The following is a 14153-nucleotide window of genomic DNA, read 5'->3' on the forward strand; positions in this document are numbered from 1 at the left end:
GCTAAAAACAGATTTTTTTCTATTATCCGGGGTCTACGAAACAGCTGACCGCCGCCGCCCGAAAGCGGCCACGGCAGCCCCCTCATTCTAGGACAGCGCATCACCAGCCCGACAGGAAGAACAATCATGAAAACACTGAACAAGATCACGGCCATTTCCCTTATCGCATTCACCCTGGCGGCGATGGGCGGCTGCAGCAACATGAGCCGCCGCGACAAGAACACCGCCGTCGGCGCCACCATCGGCGCGGTCGGCGGCGCCATCCTGACCGGCGGCAGCGGCATCGGCACCGCCGGCGGCGCAGCGGTGGGCGGCGTCATCGGTCACCAGATCGGTCACTGATCCTTCTCTTTCCGCGCAAACAACAACGGGCCGCACGCATCGCGTGGCGGCCCGTTTGCTTTGCAGCGCCCCGCGAACGAAAACTTAAACCGAGCGCATCAGGCCGCCGTCGACCTTGATGTTCTGGCCGGTGATGTAGGCGGCGCCCTCCGACGCCAGGAAGGCGATGGTCGCGGCCACTTCTTCGCTGGTGCCGTAACGCTGCATGGGCACGCTGGCCTGGCGCTCCTCGCGCTTGGGCAGGCTGTCGATCCAGCCGGGCAGCACGTTGTTGATGCGGATGTTTTCCTTGGCATAGTTGTCGGCGAAGATCTTGGTGAACGACGCCAGGCCGGCGCGAAACACCGCCGAAGTCGGGAACATCTCGCTCGGCTCGAACACCCATGCAGTCGAGATATTGATGATGACGCCGCCGCCCTGCTTCTGCATAAGCGGCGTGACCAGGCGGGTCGGGCGGATCACGTTGAGCAGGTAGGTGTCCATGCCGCGGTGCCAGTCCTCGTCGGAAATCTCCAGGATCGGCGCGCGCGGGCCGTGGCCGGCGCTGTTGACCAGCACATCGACGCGGCCCCACTTTTGCACCGCCAGGTCCACCAGCTTCTTCAGGTCGTCCGGCGACTGGTTGGAACCGGTCACGCCGATGCCGCCCAGCTCCCTGGCCAGCGCCTCGCCGCGGCCGGAGGACGACAGGATGGCGACGTGAAAGCCGTCGGCCGCGAGGCGGCGTGCGGCGGCGGCGCCCATGCCGCTGCCGGCGGCGGTGATCAGGGCTACTTTGCTGGTCATGCGAACTCCTTGTCTGCTTGTTGAATGGGCAAAACCTCCATTCTAAACAGAACGCCCTGTTTCTTCCCGTCGGCACCGACCTCCCCCAATGTGCGCGCCATGCCCGTCCCGGGCGCGTTTCGGCCGATTCGACCATGCCAGAAATTTGTGTTTGACAAAGCCGCGCACAGGCCGCATTCTGTATACAGAACACGATAACAAGAAAACCAGCTCGCAAGACGCCGCCGGCGCCAGCCCACGGCAATCCAGCCATCAACAGAGGAGACAAGCATGAAACTCACCCCGCAGCAGCTCAAGGATTTTGACGAACTGGGCTATCTGTTCCTGCCCGAATGCTTCACCGCCGACGAAGTCGCGCTGCTCAAGCAGGAGGCAAGCAAGGTCCTGGCGCAGCAGCGTCCCGAGATCTGGCGCGAGAAGAACGGCGCGCCGCGCACCGCCTTCGCCGCCCACACCTACAACGACGCCTGCAACATCCTGGCCTCGCATCCGCGCCTGGTCTCGCCGCTGCAGCAGCTGTTCGGCGAAGACGTCTACGTGCACCAGTTCAAGATCAACGCCAAGGCCGCCTTCACCGGCGAAGTCTGGCAGTGGCACCAGGATTTCCCGACCTGGCAGGCCGACGACGGCATGCCCGAAGCGCGCGCCATGAACATCGCCGTGTTCCTGGATGAAGTGATGCCGATCAACGGCCCGCTGATGCTGGTGCCGCGCAGCCACAAGTCGGGCGCGCTGAAGTCCGAGCACGACCTGGAGACCACCTCCTATCCGCTGTGGACGCTAGACCAGCCCACCGTCACCGAACTGGTCGAGAAGAACGGCATCGTCACCCCCACCGGCAAAGCCGGCGGCGTGCTGATGTTCCACGCCAACCTGGTGCACGGTTCGGCCGGCAACATCACGCCCTACCCGCGCCGCATCGTCTACCTGACCTTGAACGCCGTCTCCAACGCGATCGCCAAGCCGACCCGCCCGGAGTTCATCGCGCACCGCGACTTCACCCCGGTCAAGCCGACCGCAGACGATGCGCTGTTGCGCTACGCCGGCCAGAAGGCGGCGTAAGCGCCTGTCCCGCTTCCCCTGAAACCCTCCCGCCGCGGCGTGCAATGCGCCGCGCGCCGGGGTGGGCCGGGCCGCTTCAGCTTTTTGGCCCGTTACCATGCTGCCCCAGCCTGGCTGCAACATCTCCCGTGATTCCTGCTTTTGCTGTCTTGTCGTACGGCCTCACCCGCAGTCCGCGCTATTGCGCATCTGAGTACGTCGTATCTGAACACCCGCTCTGCATCTCGTAGCCACACGGCCGCGCAGCCGGCGGCCGCATGTGCCGGCCATCGCCGTCACATGCACCACACCAATAAAAGCCAACGGAGACCACCATGAAGCCCTTCCACACCACCTCGCGTCGCGATTTCCTCAAGACCGCCTCGGCCGCCTCGCTGGCGCTGGCCGCCGGCACCTGGGCCGGCAAGTCAGAAGCCGCCGAATTCGTGCTCAAGTACGCCAACAACCTGGCGACCACGCACCCTATGAACGTCCGCGCCAACGAGATGGCCAAGGCCATTTCCGAACAGACCAAGGGCCGCGTCGAGATCCAGATCTACCCCAACAACCAGCTCGGCGGCGATACCGACATGCTGGCCCAGGTGCGCTCGGGCGCCATCGACATGTTCACGCTGTCGTCGCTCACGCTGGGCACGCTGGTGCCGGTGGCGCAGATCTCCGGCATGGGCTTCGCCTTCAAGGATTACGACACCGTGTGGGCGGCGCTGGACGGCGACCTCGGCGCCCACATGCGCCAGGAGATCCAGGCCAAGTCCACGCTGTTTGCCTTCGAGAAGATCTGGGACAACGGCTACCGCCAGATCACCAACAGCAGCAAACCCATCAGCAAGCCGGACGACCTCAAGGGCATGAAGCTGCGCGTGCCGCCCAGCCCGTTGTGGACCTCGATGTTCAAGGCGCTGGGCGTGTCGCCCACCAGCATCAACTTCGCCGAGGTGTATTCGGCGCTGCAGACCGGCATCGTGCAGGGCCAGGAAAATCCGCTGGCCATCATCTACACCGGCAAGCTGTATGAAGTGCAGAAATTCTGTTCCATGACCAACCACATGTGGGACGGCTTCTGGATGCTGGGCAACAAGAAGTCCTTCGAGCGCCTGCCCAAGGACCTGCAGGACATCGTCCGCACCAACGTCAACGCCGCCGGCATGAAGCAGCGCGACGACGTGCGCAAGCTCAACGAATCGCTGGCCGGCGAGCTCAAGGGCAAAGGCATCCAGCTCAACGACGCCGACCACCAGGCCTTCCATGCGCGCCTGAAGGAGGTCAAGTTCTACGACGAGTGGCACAAGAAGTTCGGCGACCAGGCCTGGGCCATCCTGGAGAAATACAGCGGAAAGCTGTCCTGAGCCCGCCCCCACAGCAAGCGCAAGCCGGCAGGCGCATGACATGTTTGTCATGCGCTTGTTGCATTTCTGGGGCATCATCGCGCAATCGTTCAGCAGGCGCGTACATGCGTTCGGCCTGCCGCCGCAGATATCAGGAAATGCGCTTCGGGGCCGCCCATGGAAATCATCAACAACATCAACCTCAATTCGCTGGCCGACACCTTCATCAGCCTGACCGCCGCCTTCATCCTGGGCGGCGCCATCGGTCTTGAGCGCCAGTACCGCCAGCGCACCGCCGGCCTGCGCACCAACGTGCTGGTGGCGCTGGGCGCAGCCGTGTTCGTCGACATGGCCAACCGCATGGGGGGACATGAGGGCGCGGTGCATGTGGTGGCGTATGTGGTCTCGGGTGTGGGCTTTTTGGGCGCGGGCGTCATCATGCGCGAGGAAGGCAATGTGCGCGGCATCAACACCGCCGCCACGCTGTGGGGTTCGGCCGCGGTGGGCGCGGCCGCCGGCGCCGACCTGATCCTGGAGGCCATCGTCGCCACCTTGTTCGTGCTGGCCGCCAATACGCTGCTGCGCCCGGTGGTCAACACCATCAACCGCAAGCCGTTGGATGTACCGTCGGTGGAAGTCACCAACACCCTGCACCTCATCGTCGACAGCGAGCACCAGAAGGATGTGCTGGCGCAAGTGACGGACATGCTGGAAGAGAGTCGCTATCCGACGCACGACCTGGAAGTGCGTCCCTTCACGGAAGACGAAGTGGAAATCGAGGCGACGCTGGCCGCCACCTCGGTCGACGGCGACGAGCTGGATGCGCTGATCGACCGCCTGCTGGCGCTGCCCGCCGTCAAGCAGGCATTCTGGAGCCCCAGCACCACCGACTGAGGCCGCGTCCGGCCAGGTCTTATCTGCGCGCGGCGCTGAACTTGCCGCGCAGCCAGCGCACCGGGCCGCCGATGAGCGGCAGCTTCTGCCACAGCTCCTCGGCCGCGTCCCAGTAGTCGCGATGTTCGGCCACCTTTCCCTGCGCGTCGAAGCGCACGTGCGTGGCGCCCAGCACGGTATAGGGTTTTCCCTTCAAGCCGAATTCGAAACGCCAGGTGGCGAAGCCGCGCCCGTCCTGCGCCATGGACTCGACGATCACGAAGCGCGGCGCCTCGGTGGTCTCGAACATGTGCTCGAACACCGCGCCGATCGCGGGCAACCCGCGCACGTCGTTGAACGGATCCTTGAAGCGCGCGTCGTCGGCATAGAAGTCGCCGATGCGCACCAGGCTGGCGCGATCAAGGGTGATGTACCACTGCAGCAGTGCGTCGAGTTTTTCCATTCAGGTCAGCCATGCAAGAAACGTTGGAACAGCGCGCTGCGCCAGCGGAACGGCAGCAGGCGCAGCAGCTTGAGCGGCGCGGTAAACCGGCGAGGGAAATGGATCTCGAAGCGCCCCTCGGCGATGCCGCGCCAGATCTCCCTGGCCGCCGCCTCGGGCGTCTGCAGCGCCGGCATGGTGAAGCTGTTCTTGTCGGTCAGGCCGGTGCGCACGAAGCCTGGGTTGATCAGGTAGACGTTGATGCCCTTGGGCCGCAGGTCGCTGTAAAGAATTTCCGCCAGGTTGATCAGCGCCGCCTTGGCCGGGCCGTACACCGGCGCGCCGGGCAAGCCGACATAACCGGCCACGCTGGCCACCAGCGCGATGCCGCCGCTGCCGCGCGCCAGCATGTCCGGCAGCGCCGCGCCCAGCGCAGTATAGACGCTGGCGAGATTGGTGCGCACGGTGTGCTCGGCCTCGTCGTCGTTCACTTCCCAGCTGCGCTCGGGGCGATACTGGGCCACGCAAAATACCAGCAGGTCGATGCCGCCGAACGCGGCGCGCACGCGCGCATGCTGCTCGCGCCAGGCCTCATGCGACAACACATCCAGCGGCGCGATGAACGCCTGCGCATGGCCGCCCGCCACTTCTTCCAGCGCCTCGGTGCGCCGTGCCGACAAGGCCACGCGCGCGCCTGCGGCCAGCGCCTGCTGCGCCAGCGCCGCGCCGATGCCGCTGGAGGCGCCGACCACCCAGATGCGCAGGCCGGCCCAGTCGCGCACCGGCCGGTTCATCGGACCGAAGATCAGGCGCTGTGCACTATCAGTCGCCGCTACGGGCGACTGCTCACTGCCGGCGCGCACATCGGTGTTCATGGTTCATCCTTGCGGAAGAACAGGCTGACCTGTCCCACCTCGACGCCGAACTTGCGCATGCTGGTGCGATTGATCATGGTGCGGCCGTCCAGCTGGTACATCCAGTCGTCCATGCTGACCTCGTAAACCTTGTCCCCTACCGGCAGGCGCATCGTGTAACGCCAGTGCAAGGCATTGCCCGCCACTTCGCCGACGGCCTCGCCCACCACGTCCCCGGCGCTGCCGCGCCAACTGCCGTCGGCTTGCCGCGTCAGCGTCCAGACGCGTTGCTGGGTCTGGCCGTCGTCATAGCGGAAGCGCTCGTCCAGCGTCAGTCGCTCGCCCTCGCTGCGCCCTTCGATGACCACATGAAAGCGCCGCGCCACCTCGCCGCCGCGCTTCTGGAACATACCCCAGGCCTCGGTGCGGCCGGCAAAGAAACGGACGGGATCGAAGGCCGGCGTCTTGCCCGCGTAATCCGAAATATCCTGCGAGGCGCAGCCCGCCAGGGCCAGCGCCAGTCCGATGCCGGCAGCAACTCCCCGCAACCGGTTGCACCGCTGGGCGATCCGCATGATCACTCCTTGTGCAAGAGGAACTGCACCACGTCGGTCTGGCCTTCGTCGAAACCGACTTCGCAATACACGTAATACAGCTGCCACAGGCGCAGGAAACGCTGGTCGAACCCCTGGCGCGCGATCTCCTCGCGCTGCGACAGAAACAGCGCGCACCAGCGGCGCAGCGTCTCGGCGTAGTCGGGCCCGAAGTGAAAGCGCTCGGCGGTGCGCAGGCCGCTCGCCTGCGCTGCCTTGCTGAAGCGCTCATGGCTGGGCAGCATGCCGCCGGGGAAGATGAACTCGCGAATGAAATCTGAGCTGGCGCGATACTGCGCAAAGCGCGCCTCGTCGATGGTGATGGTTTGCACCAGCGCGCGGCCGCCCGCTTTCAAGCGTGCGGCGACGGTGTCGAAATAGCCTTGCCAGTAACGCTCGCCGACGGCCTCGAACATTTCGATCGACACCACCGCGTCGTACTGGCCATCGAGGTCGCGATAGTCGCGCAGCTCCAGCCGCGCCAGGCCGTCGAGGTGCCGGCGATGCAAACGTTCCTGGCCGACCGCCAGCTGCGCCGGCGAGATTGTCACGCCGTGCACCGCGACTCCGCGCGCGGCAGCGTACTCGGCGAAACCGCCCCAGCCGCAGCCGATCTCCAGCACGCGGTCGCCGGCGCACAGCTGCAGCCGGTCGAGGATGCGCTGATATTTGACGCCCTGGGCTGACGCCAGGCTCTGCTCCGGCCCGGTGAAGATGGCGCTGGAGTAAGTCATGCTCTCGTCCAGCCACAAACGGTAGAAGTCATTGCCCAGGTCGTAGTGCGCCTGGATGTTGCGGCGACTGCCCTGGCGCGTGTTGGGTCGCAACAGGTGGCGCAGGCGATACCACCATGCGCTCAGGCGATTGCCGCTCATCATGTTCTCCAGCACCGCGCGGTTGCGCATGGCCAGGCGCAGCAAGGCGGCGAGATCCGGCGTCTCCACCCAGCCTGCGGCGTATGCCTCGGCAAATCCGATGTCGCCCGAGCGCAGGATGGCCGCGCAGGCACGCCAGTCGACGATGCGCAGTTGCGCGCTGGGCGGTTGGCGCAAGTCGCCGAATGTGAGCGCGGTGGCGTGCGGCGTCAGCACTTCCAGATGACCGTGGGCCAGGCGTTCCAGCAGGCGCAGGAACACGCGCGCGGCAACCGGTGCGCCGGGAGGATGGCCGGTGTGTGCGAAGAAACTGTTGGAGCTGCGGTTCACGGTGAAATTTCCTTTTCAGATGAAAGCGGTACATCGACGGCCGCACGAGCGCGGATGGGCGCCTTGCCGAACCACGGCACGCGCTTTTTCCACAACAACAAGGCTTGCCAGTGGATACGCGCGACCACCCCGACGGTCAGCAACGGCTGCGCGCACAGTGCGGCCAGCGCCGAGGCCGACGTCATCGGCTGCAGGCGCCCGCCGATGGAAGTGCGCATCAACGGCTCCTGCGTCGGCGCGGCGTCGCCGGCTTGCCCCTGGTCGTAGTAGTCGATCCCGACCAAGGCGCTGTCACCACGGTCGCGAAAGCGGAAACGGTAGAAGCCGCTGACCTCGCAGAACGGCGAAACATGCATCAGCTTGCTGCACGACAGCCGCGTGCGTTCGACGATCGCTGCGCCGTCGGGCGCGCTCAGCAGGTAGTGCTGGGTCCGCCCGAAAGTGTTGTTGACCTCGGCCAGCACCGCGCGCAAGTCGCCGCGCGCGTCATGGCAAAGGAAAAAACTGACCGGATTGAAAACGAAGCCGAACATGCGCGGGAAGGTCTGCAGCCAGATCGCGCCGTCGGCGTCGATGCCGACGCCGCGCACGCGAGCGCGCACCCAGGCCGCCAGGTCGCTGCCGTCGCGCGGGCCGTAGTCGCGCATGCGCACCGACATCAGGCGCCGGCGGTCGACGCCGAACCAGGCATTACCGGCTTGCGCCGCGCGATCCAGATCCACGCGCACGCAGAACACCGGATAGACGAAGCGATGCGGCGTCGGCCGCAGGCGCTGGTGCATCACCTGCCCGCGCAGGATGGTCGCGGCCGCGCTCTCGCCGGTGCAGTCGTGCGGGTTCATCCCGGCGCTCCCAGCCGCGCCCAGTCGGGCGCCACGTTGAAATCGGCCGCCACGCGCAGGGCCGAGCGCAGGCCGTCCTCATGAAAACCGTAACCGGTCCAGGCGCCGGCGAACCAGGCGCGATGACGGCCCTGTATCGAGGGCAGCGCAAGCTGGGCGTCGATGGCGGCCTGGTCCAGGATCGGATGTTCGTATTCGTAGCGCGCCAGGGTGCGCGCAGCGTTGGGCGCAAACGGCGGGTTCAGCGTCACCATCACGTCGGTCTTGCAGGGCAGATCCTGCAGGCGGTTGAGCCAGTAGCTCACGCATACGCCGTTGTGGCCGTCGGCGCCGCGCATGCCGAGGTAGTTCCAGGCCGACCACACCTTGCGCCGCTGCGGCATCAGCGCCGTGTCGGTGTGCAGCCAGGCGATGTTGGCCTGGTAACGCACCGCCGACAGCACGCGCTGCTCGTCCATCGTGGCGTCCTGCAACAGCGCCAGCGTCTGCGGCGCGTGGGTGGCGAACACCACCGCGTCGAACCGCTCTTCCGGCTGCTCGCCGGCGCTGCGCAACAGCACCCCGGACTCGGTGCGGTGCACGGCGGCCAGGCGACTGTTCAGGCGCACGTCGGGCAGCCGCGCGGCGATCTTGTTGACGTACTCGCGCGAGCCGCCGCGCACGGTGCGCCAGCGCGGCCGATCGGTAATCTGCAGCAGGCCGTGGTTGAGGCAAAAGCGCAGGAAGGTGGCAGCGGGAAAATCGAGGATATCGGACGGCGCGCTGGACCAGATCGCGGCGGCCATCGGCAGCAGGTACGCGTCGCGGAACATGGCGCCATAGCTGCCCGCTGCCAGCAGCTTGCGCAAGGTGACCGGGTGCTGCCGGCACGCCGTCAGGTTGCCCTCGGCCGCGCGATTGAAGCGCAGGATGTCGCGCAGCATGCCGAGGAAGGCCGGGCTGGCCAGGTGGCGACGCTGGGCGAACACGGTGTCGAGATTGGTGCCGGCCCATTCGAACTCGCCGTGTTCCATCGACACGCCGAAGGACATGTCGGTGGCGTAGCTTTCCACCTTCAACTCGTCGAACAGAGCGATCAGGTAGGGATAGGTGCGGTCGTTGAACACCAGAAAACCGGTGTCGACCGGGAAAGGCCGGCCTTCGGGCGCAATGTCCACGGTATTGGCATGTCCGCCCAGCGTGGGTGCCGCCTCGAACAGCACCACCTCATGCCGGCGCGCCAGCAGGTAGGCGCTGGCCAGCCCTGAAATGCCGCCGCCGATCACCGCAATGCGTTGCCTGCCTTGATGAGCCCCTTGAACCATCACTATGCGCCGCCCTCTCACTTTTAATACCACTTGCCGGCCGCGCCGGCAGTCGCTGTTTTAACGAAGGAATGGCCCTTTCCGGGCTGCGTGGTGCTAAGATTACTACCAATGAAAAATAAAATCTACTGATTAGTAACTAAATATACCAATGAGTATTTTTGGCAAACTGAGCTTCAAGGACCAGGCATTCAAGCTGCGTGAGAACGCCATCCTGGATGCCGCGACGTCCGTGCTGGGCAGCAAGGGTTACGACCTCATGACCATGGACGACGTGGCCGGCCTGGTCGGCATCTCCAAACCCAGCCTGTACAAGCATTTCAAATCCAAGGAAGACCTGGTCGGCGAGACCATGATCCGGCTCATCGACGGCGCCGTCGAACAACTGGCGCAGCTGGACGACATCGCCAGTCCGCGCGGCAAGCTGGCAGCGCTGCTGGAATGGGCGTTGCGCGTGCGCCTGGACGGCGGCCTGCCCTTCCTTCCCGCCACCAGCGCCCACGTGCGCGACATGCTGATGCGCAACATCAAGTACGTCACGCGCGTACTCAAGCTCAATGGCCAGCTGGAAAAACTGGTGAAGGAAGCGCAGAAGAAAGGCGAGATCGACGCCGCCCTGCCCAGCGACGTCGTGCTGTTCAGCTACTACGCGCGCACCTGCGACCCGGCGGTGGAATATCTGCAGAAATTCAGCAAGATGGGCAACGAAGACATCGTGCGCCACATGCTGCAGGTCGCCTTCCAGGGCTTCGTCGCCGGCAGCGCGACGCCTTGACCATGCACGCGCTCATGTCCGCGCTCGGGCAGGCAATCGACTGGTCCGCCGTACTCGCGGTCTTGTCGGTGTATGTCACCGGCGTGATCATTCCCGGCCCCAACTTCGTGGCCGTGCTGCACAAGGCCGCCTCGGCCAGTCGCGCCGAGGCGCTGGCCGTGGTGGCCGGCATCGTGATCGTGAATCTGTTCTGGGCCGGCTGCGCCATCCTCGGCGTGGGCATCGTGTTCGCGGCGTTTCCGTGGGTGGCGCTGGCGGTGAAGATCGCCGGCGCCGGCTACCTGCTGTGGTTCGGCGCACGCCTGATCGGCAAGGCCAGCGCACGCGCTCGCGCCGAACCCGGTCGCCAGCCGCAGGATGGCGGCTTGCGCGCGTCGTTCGTGCAGGGTTTCCTGACCAACATCGCCAATCCGAAATCGGTGGCCTTCTTCGCCGCGGTGTTCGCCTCGGCGACGCCGGCGCATGTCTCCTGGCCGACCTTCGCGGCCATGCTGTGCGTGGTGTTGGTGGTAGCGGGAAGCTGGTACAGCTTCCTGGCGCTGGCGATGTCGCACGGCGGCGTGGCCGCCCGTTACCGCAAGAGCACGGCGCTGGTGGACCGCCTGTGCGGCAGTCTCATCGTTTTTCTCGGCATCCGCCAGCTGCTGCGCTGACGACTTGCAGCGTCATTCCAATCCGTAGCAACGTGCGGCGGTACCGCCCCATAGCTGTTCCAACTCATTGCCCGACAAGCGCGTCGCCGCCCACTCCCTGACCACCGCCGCCACCTTGGCGTAGGACGCCGCCAGCAGGCACACCGGCCAGTCCGAACCGAACATCAGGCGCTCGGGGCCGAAGGCGTCCAGCGCGGTATCCAGGCACAGCACGATGTGTTCGTAATCCTTTTGCCGCAGGCCGCGCATCCAGTCGGCCTCGGTCACCAGACCGGACAACTTGCAGGCCACGTGCGGCAAGGCGGCCAGGGTCTCCAACTCACGCTTCCAGCGCGCATAGGCAAGCTCGCTGCGGCCGAACTCGGCCAGCGCCGGCTTGCCCAAGTGATCCAGCACCAGCCAGTGGCGGTCATGGCGCGCGCAGAAGGCCTGCACCTCCGGCAGCTGGCGCTCATAGACCAGCACGTCGTAGACGTAGCGCTGATCCTGCAGCCAGGCGATGCCCTCATTGAAAGCCGGCTGTTCGGTGAACACGGTCACGTCGCGCTCGTCCTGGATCTGATGGCGAAAGCCCAGCAGCTTGTCGCGCCCCCATTCGGCCACGCGCTCGGCCAGCTGCGGCGCGGCGATGTCTTCCCAGCCGATCACGCCGGCGATGCGCGCATCGCCCCGCGCCAGCTCCAGCAGGAAACCGGTCTCCTCGCGCCCGGCGCGTGCCTGCACCGCGATCGACGCGTCCAGGCCCTCGGCGCTGAGCATCGGGTGCAGCTCGCCCGGCAGCCTGTCCTGCGCCAGCAGTTCCATGCCACGGCCTATCCATGGATAGGCCTCGGGACGGTATTGCCAGAAATGCTGGTGGGCGTCGATGCGTTGCGGTTTCATGATGTTCCTGCGGCCCCGATGCGGGCGATGGAGTTAAAAAAGCAAACGGCGTCGCCAGGCAGGCGACGCCGGCATGTTCAGCCCGGCCATGCCGGCGAACATGAAAAAACGGATGCGCCGCCGGGGGAAACGGCGTCTCCGTCAGAAGTACGCTCAGTCGTACAGCTGCGAAGCGATCTTCGGATCGTCGATGTTGCTCTTGTCGTACCAGTAGTAACCGGTGTCGATGACCTTGGGCAGCTTCTCGCCCTTGATCGCCTTGACCGCGGCTTCCACCGTCTTGTAACCGATGCCGCCCGGGTTCTGGGTAATGGCGCCGGCCATGGTGCCGTCGCGGATCGCGTCCTTCTGCTGCTTGCCGGAGTCGTAGCCGATGACGATGATCTTGCGCTTCATTTCCTTCACGCCGTTGACCACGCCGATGGCCGACCCTTCATTGGTGCCGAACACGCCCTTCAGTTTCGGATAGGCCTGCAGGATGGACTTGGTGACCTCGGTCGACTTCAGGTGGTCGCCGCCGCCGTATTGCACGCTGACCACCTTGATCTTCGGATAGGCCGATTTGATGCGATCCAGGAAGCCGTCGCGACGGTCGATGGCGGTGCGGCTGGTCTGGTCGTGCGCCACCACGGCGACTTCGCCTTCCTTGCCGATCAGCTCGGCCATCTTGTCGGCGGCCACTGCGGCGGCGGCCTTGTTGTCGGTGGTGGCGGTGGTGGCCGGAATGTCGCTGTCAACGCCGGAGTCGAAGGCGATCACCGGGATCTTGGCGGCCTGCGCCTTCTTCAGCAGCGGCAGCGCGGCCTTGCTGTCGAGCGCGGCGAAGCCGATGGCCTGCGGCTTCTTGGCCAGCGCGGCTGAGAGCATGTCGATCTGCTTGTCGACCATGGCTTCGGTCTCCGGGCCTTCGAAGCTGACCTTGACCTTGTAGTCCTTGGCTGCCTGCTCGGCGCCCGCCTTCACGGCCTGCCAGAACTGGTGCTGGAAGCCCTTCGAAATCAGCGGGATGTACACCTCCTGGGCCTGCGCGCCGGCGCTGCCGACGGCGAAGGCCAGGCCTAAGGCGGCGGCGATGAGCTTGTTCTTGAACACGTTGAGTCTCCTTTTGTTATCGATGATGGAGTGCCGGTCGCCCGGCGCGGGATGAAATCGTTGCGTGGTGAATCAACAATCATGCGCGGCGCTTGCGGCGCAGGATGTCCAGGTACACGGCCAGGATGATGATCACGCCGGTGACCACGGTCTGCCATTCCTGCGCCACCGACATGATGCGCAGGCCGTTGACCAGCACGCTCATGATGAAGGCGCCGATGATGGTACCCAGAATGGTGCCTGTGCCGCCCGACAGCGAAGTGCCGCCGATCACCACCGCGGCAATCGCGTCCAGCTCGTAGCCCTGGCCCAGCGCCGGCTGCGCCGAGTTCAGGCGCGAAGCGATGATCAGGCCGGCGATGCCGCAGATGGCGCCGGAGAAGGTATAAACCGCGACCTTCCAGAAATCCACCTTCACGCCCGACAGGCGCAGCGCTTCTTCGTTGCTGCCCAGTGCGAAGGTATAACGGCCGAACACGGTCTTGTTGAGGATGACCGAAGACGCGATCGCCACCAGGAACAGGATGAGCACTGCGTTGGGAATCGGCAGCGAAGGAATCAGGTCGCCGATCAGCGAATCCTGGGCGATGGCCGAGAAGCCCTCGGTATCGTTGAAGTAGATCGGGCGCGTGCCGGAGATCACCAGCGACAGGCCCTTCAACAACATCATCATGCCCAGCGTCGCGATGAAGGGCGGCACCTTCAGCTTGGCGATCACCATGCCCGAAATCCAGCCCGACAGCGCGCCGAAGAACAGCGCCGCGGCGATGCCCAGCGGCAGCGGCATGCCCCAGTTGGTCAGCACCACGCCGGTCATCACGGCGCAGAAGGTCATCATGGTGCCCACCGAGAGATCGATGCCCGAAGTAATGATGACGTAGGTGCAGGCGATCGCCAGCACGCCGTTGACGGCGGTGGACTGCAGGATGCTGACCAAGTTGTCGACCTCAAGGAAATTGGGTGAGGCAAAACTGAAGAACACCATCAGCAGCAGCAGGCTGGCAAAGGCCAACAGCTTCTGGCGCGCGGCCGGGTTGAAGAGGCGTGCGCGCAAGCCGGCGCCGGCGGAGTTGTCTGGAGTGGACATGGGGGCGGAAGTGGCGGATTGAGTGTGGTTAGCCAT

General features: G+C 65.4%; 16 protein-coding genes. 6 read left to right on the forward strand and 10 right to left on the reverse strand.

Going from position 1 to position 14153, the window contains the following annotated elements; genetic code table 11:
* Positions 1 to 126 precede the first annotated feature (126 nt).
* Positions 127 to 342, forward strand: coding sequence for a glycine zipper 2TM domain-containing protein (locus tag J8I26_RS11175; RefSeq protein WP_209607140.1), 216 nt, complete (start codon positions 127 to 129; stop codon positions 340 to 342).
* Positions 343 to 426: 84 nt separating this feature from the next.
* Here the strand turns inward: J8I26_RS11175 and J8I26_RS11180 are convergent, their stop codons facing one another.
* A complete protein-coding gene (locus J8I26_RS11180) occupies positions 427 to 1128 on the reverse strand; it encodes an SDR family oxidoreductase (protein WP_209607143.1) in 702 nt (233 codons plus the stop codon).
* A gap of 270 nt (positions 1129 to 1398) precedes the next feature.
* On the opposite strand from J8I26_RS11180, the gene J8I26_RS11185 reads away from it, so the two are divergent.
* From J8I26_RS11185 to J8I26_RS11195, 3 genes are all read left to right on the forward strand, one after another.
* The gene (locus tag J8I26_RS11185; protein WP_209607145.1) at positions 1399 to 2190 is read left to right on the forward strand and encodes a phytanoyl-CoA dioxygenase family protein; all 792 of its coding nucleotides are present in this window, start codon (positions 1399 to 1401) and stop codon (positions 2188 to 2190) included.
* A 314-nt stretch (positions 2191 to 2504) separates the two neighbouring features.
* Positions 2505 to 3536 (forward strand): TRAP transporter substrate-binding protein, encoded by a 1032-nt coding sequence (locus J8I26_RS11190; protein WP_209607147.1) that lies wholly within the window; start codon positions 2505 to 2507, stop codon positions 3534 to 3536.
* Positions 3537 to 3692: 156 nt separating this feature from the next.
* Complete coding sequence (locus J8I26_RS11195; protein WP_209607149.1) at positions 3693 to 4409, forward strand: MgtC/SapB family protein; 717 nt, start codon at positions 3693 to 3695, stop codon at positions 4407 to 4409.
* Positions 4410 to 4428: 19 nt separating this feature from the next.
* On the opposite strand, the gene J8I26_RS11200 is transcribed toward J8I26_RS11195, so the two are convergent.
* From J8I26_RS11200 to J8I26_RS11225, 6 genes are all read right to left on the reverse strand, one after another.
* Positions 4429 to 4851, reverse strand: a complete 423-nt coding sequence (locus J8I26_RS11200; RefSeq protein WP_209607152.1) for a nuclear transport factor 2 family protein — start codon at positions 4849 to 4851, stop codon at positions 4429 to 4431.
* A 5-nt stretch (positions 4852 to 4856) separates the two neighbouring features.
* Positions 4857 to 5624 (reverse strand): SDR family NAD(P)-dependent oxidoreductase, encoded by a 768-nt coding sequence (locus tag J8I26_RS11205; RefSeq protein ID WP_209607378.1) that lies wholly within the window; start codon positions 5622 to 5624, stop codon positions 4857 to 4859.
* 77 nt (positions 5625 to 5701) lie between these two features.
* Positions 5702 to 6259 (reverse strand): DUF3833 domain-containing protein, encoded by a 558-nt coding sequence (locus tag J8I26_RS11210; protein ID WP_209607154.1) that lies wholly within the window; start codon positions 6257 to 6259, stop codon positions 5702 to 5704.
* A gap of 2 nt (positions 6260 to 6261) precedes the next feature.
* Positions 6262 to 7482 (reverse strand): cyclopropane-fatty-acyl-phospholipid synthase family protein, encoded by a 1221-nt coding sequence (locus J8I26_RS11215; protein ID WP_209607156.1) that lies wholly within the window; start codon positions 7480 to 7482, stop codon positions 6262 to 6264.
* Positions 7479 to 8324, reverse strand: a complete 846-nt coding sequence (locus tag J8I26_RS11220; protein WP_209607158.1) for a DUF1365 domain-containing protein — start codon at positions 8322 to 8324, stop codon at positions 7479 to 7481. Before J8I26_RS11220 ends, J8I26_RS11215 begins: the two co-directional genes overlap by 4 nt.
* On the reverse strand, positions 8321 to 9628 hold the full coding sequence (locus tag J8I26_RS11225) for an FAD-dependent oxidoreductase (protein WP_209607160.1): 1308 nt from the start codon (positions 9626 to 9628) through the stop codon (positions 8321 to 8323). Before J8I26_RS11225 ends, J8I26_RS11220 begins: the two co-directional genes overlap by 4 nt.
* Before the next feature lie 151 nt (positions 9629 to 9779).
* Here J8I26_RS11225 and J8I26_RS11230 point away from each other — a divergent pair, with 151 nt between their 5' ends.
* Positions 9780 to 10403 (forward strand): TetR/AcrR family transcriptional regulator, encoded by a 624-nt coding sequence (locus J8I26_RS11230; RefSeq protein ID WP_209607163.1) that lies wholly within the window; start codon positions 9780 to 9782, stop codon positions 10401 to 10403.
* A 14-nt stretch (positions 10404 to 10417) separates the two neighbouring features.
* A complete protein-coding gene (locus tag J8I26_RS11235; protein WP_209607165.1) occupies positions 10418 to 11056 on the forward strand; it encodes a LysE family translocator in 639 nt (212 codons plus the stop codon).
* Positions 11057 to 11068: 12 nt separating this feature from the next.
* On the opposite strand, the gene J8I26_RS11240 is transcribed toward J8I26_RS11235, so the two are convergent.
* The 3 genes from J8I26_RS11240 to J8I26_RS11250 form a co-directional block, all read right to left on the reverse strand.
* A complete protein-coding gene (locus J8I26_RS11240) occupies positions 11069 to 11938 on the reverse strand; it encodes an amidohydrolase family protein (RefSeq protein ID WP_209607167.1) in 870 nt (289 codons plus the stop codon).
* A gap of 153 nt (positions 11939 to 12091) precedes the next feature.
* Positions 12092 to 13030 carry an ABC transporter substrate-binding protein gene (locus tag J8I26_RS11245; protein ID WP_209607168.1) on the reverse strand — a complete coding sequence of 313 codons (939 nt, stop codon included), beginning with the start codon at positions 13028 to 13030 and terminating at the stop codon, positions 12092 to 12094.
* Positions 13031 to 13109: 79 nt separating this feature from the next.
* Entirely contained in the window at positions 13110 to 14153 is a 1044-nt protein-coding gene (locus J8I26_RS11250) for an ABC transporter permease (protein WP_209607170.1), read from the reverse strand.

The sequence above is a fragment of the Herbaspirillum sp. LeCh32-8 genome (assembly GCF_017814915.1).
Classification (GTDB): domain Bacteria; phylum Pseudomonadota; class Gammaproteobacteria; order Burkholderiales; family Burkholderiaceae_D; genus Herbaspirillum.

Excerpts from the sequence above, each read along its gene's own strand:
- J8I26_RS11175 (WP_209607140.1), top strand. The coding sequence starts at position 127 with ATGAAAACACTGAACAAGATCACGGCCATTTCCCTTATCGCATTCACC.
- J8I26_RS11180 (WP_209607143.1), bottom strand. The coding sequence starts at position 1,128 with ATGACCAGCAAAGTAGCCCTGATCACCGCCGCCGGCAGCGGCATGGGC.
- J8I26_RS11185 (WP_209607145.1), top strand. The coding sequence starts at position 1,399 with ATGAAACTCACCCCGCAGCAGCTCAAGGATTTTGACGAACTGGGCTAT.
- J8I26_RS11190 (WP_209607147.1), top strand. The coding sequence starts at position 2,505 with ATGAAGCCCTTCCACACCACCTCGCGTCGCGATTTCCTCAAGACCGCC.
- J8I26_RS11195 (WP_209607149.1), top strand. The coding sequence starts at position 3,693 with ATGGAAATCATCAACAACATCAACCTCAATTCGCTGGCCGACACCTTC.
- J8I26_RS11200 (WP_209607152.1), bottom strand. The coding sequence starts at position 4,851 with ATGGAAAAACTCGACGCACTGCTGCAGTGGTACATCACCCTTGATCGC.
- J8I26_RS11205 (WP_209607378.1), bottom strand. The coding sequence starts at position 5,624 with ATGAACCGGCCGGTGCGCGACTGGGCCGGCCTGCGCATCTGGGTGGTC.
- J8I26_RS11210 (WP_209607154.1), bottom strand. The coding sequence starts at position 6,259 with ATGCGGATCGCCCAGCGGTGCAACCGGTTGCGGGGAGTTGCTGCCGGC.
- J8I26_RS11220 (WP_209607158.1), bottom strand. The coding sequence starts at position 8,324 with ATGAACCCGCACGACTGCACCGGCGAGAGCGCGGCCGCGACCATCCTG.
- J8I26_RS11225 (WP_209607160.1), bottom strand. The coding sequence starts at position 9,628 with ATGGTTCAAGGGGCTCATCAAGGCAGGCAACGCATTGCGGTGATCGGC.
- J8I26_RS11230 (WP_209607163.1), top strand. The coding sequence starts at position 9,780 with ATGAGTATTTTTGGCAAACTGAGCTTCAAGGACCAGGCATTCAAGCTG.
- J8I26_RS11235 (WP_209607165.1), top strand. The coding sequence starts at position 10,418 with ATGTCCGCGCTCGGGCAGGCAATCGACTGGTCCGCCGTACTCGCGGTC.
- J8I26_RS11240 (WP_209607167.1), bottom strand. The coding sequence starts at position 11,938 with ATGAAACCGCAACGCATCGACGCCCACCAGCATTTCTGGCAATACCGT.
- J8I26_RS11250 (WP_209607170.1), bottom strand. The coding sequence starts at position 14,153 with ATGGCTAACCACACTCAATCCGCCACTTCCGCCCCCATGTCCACTCCA.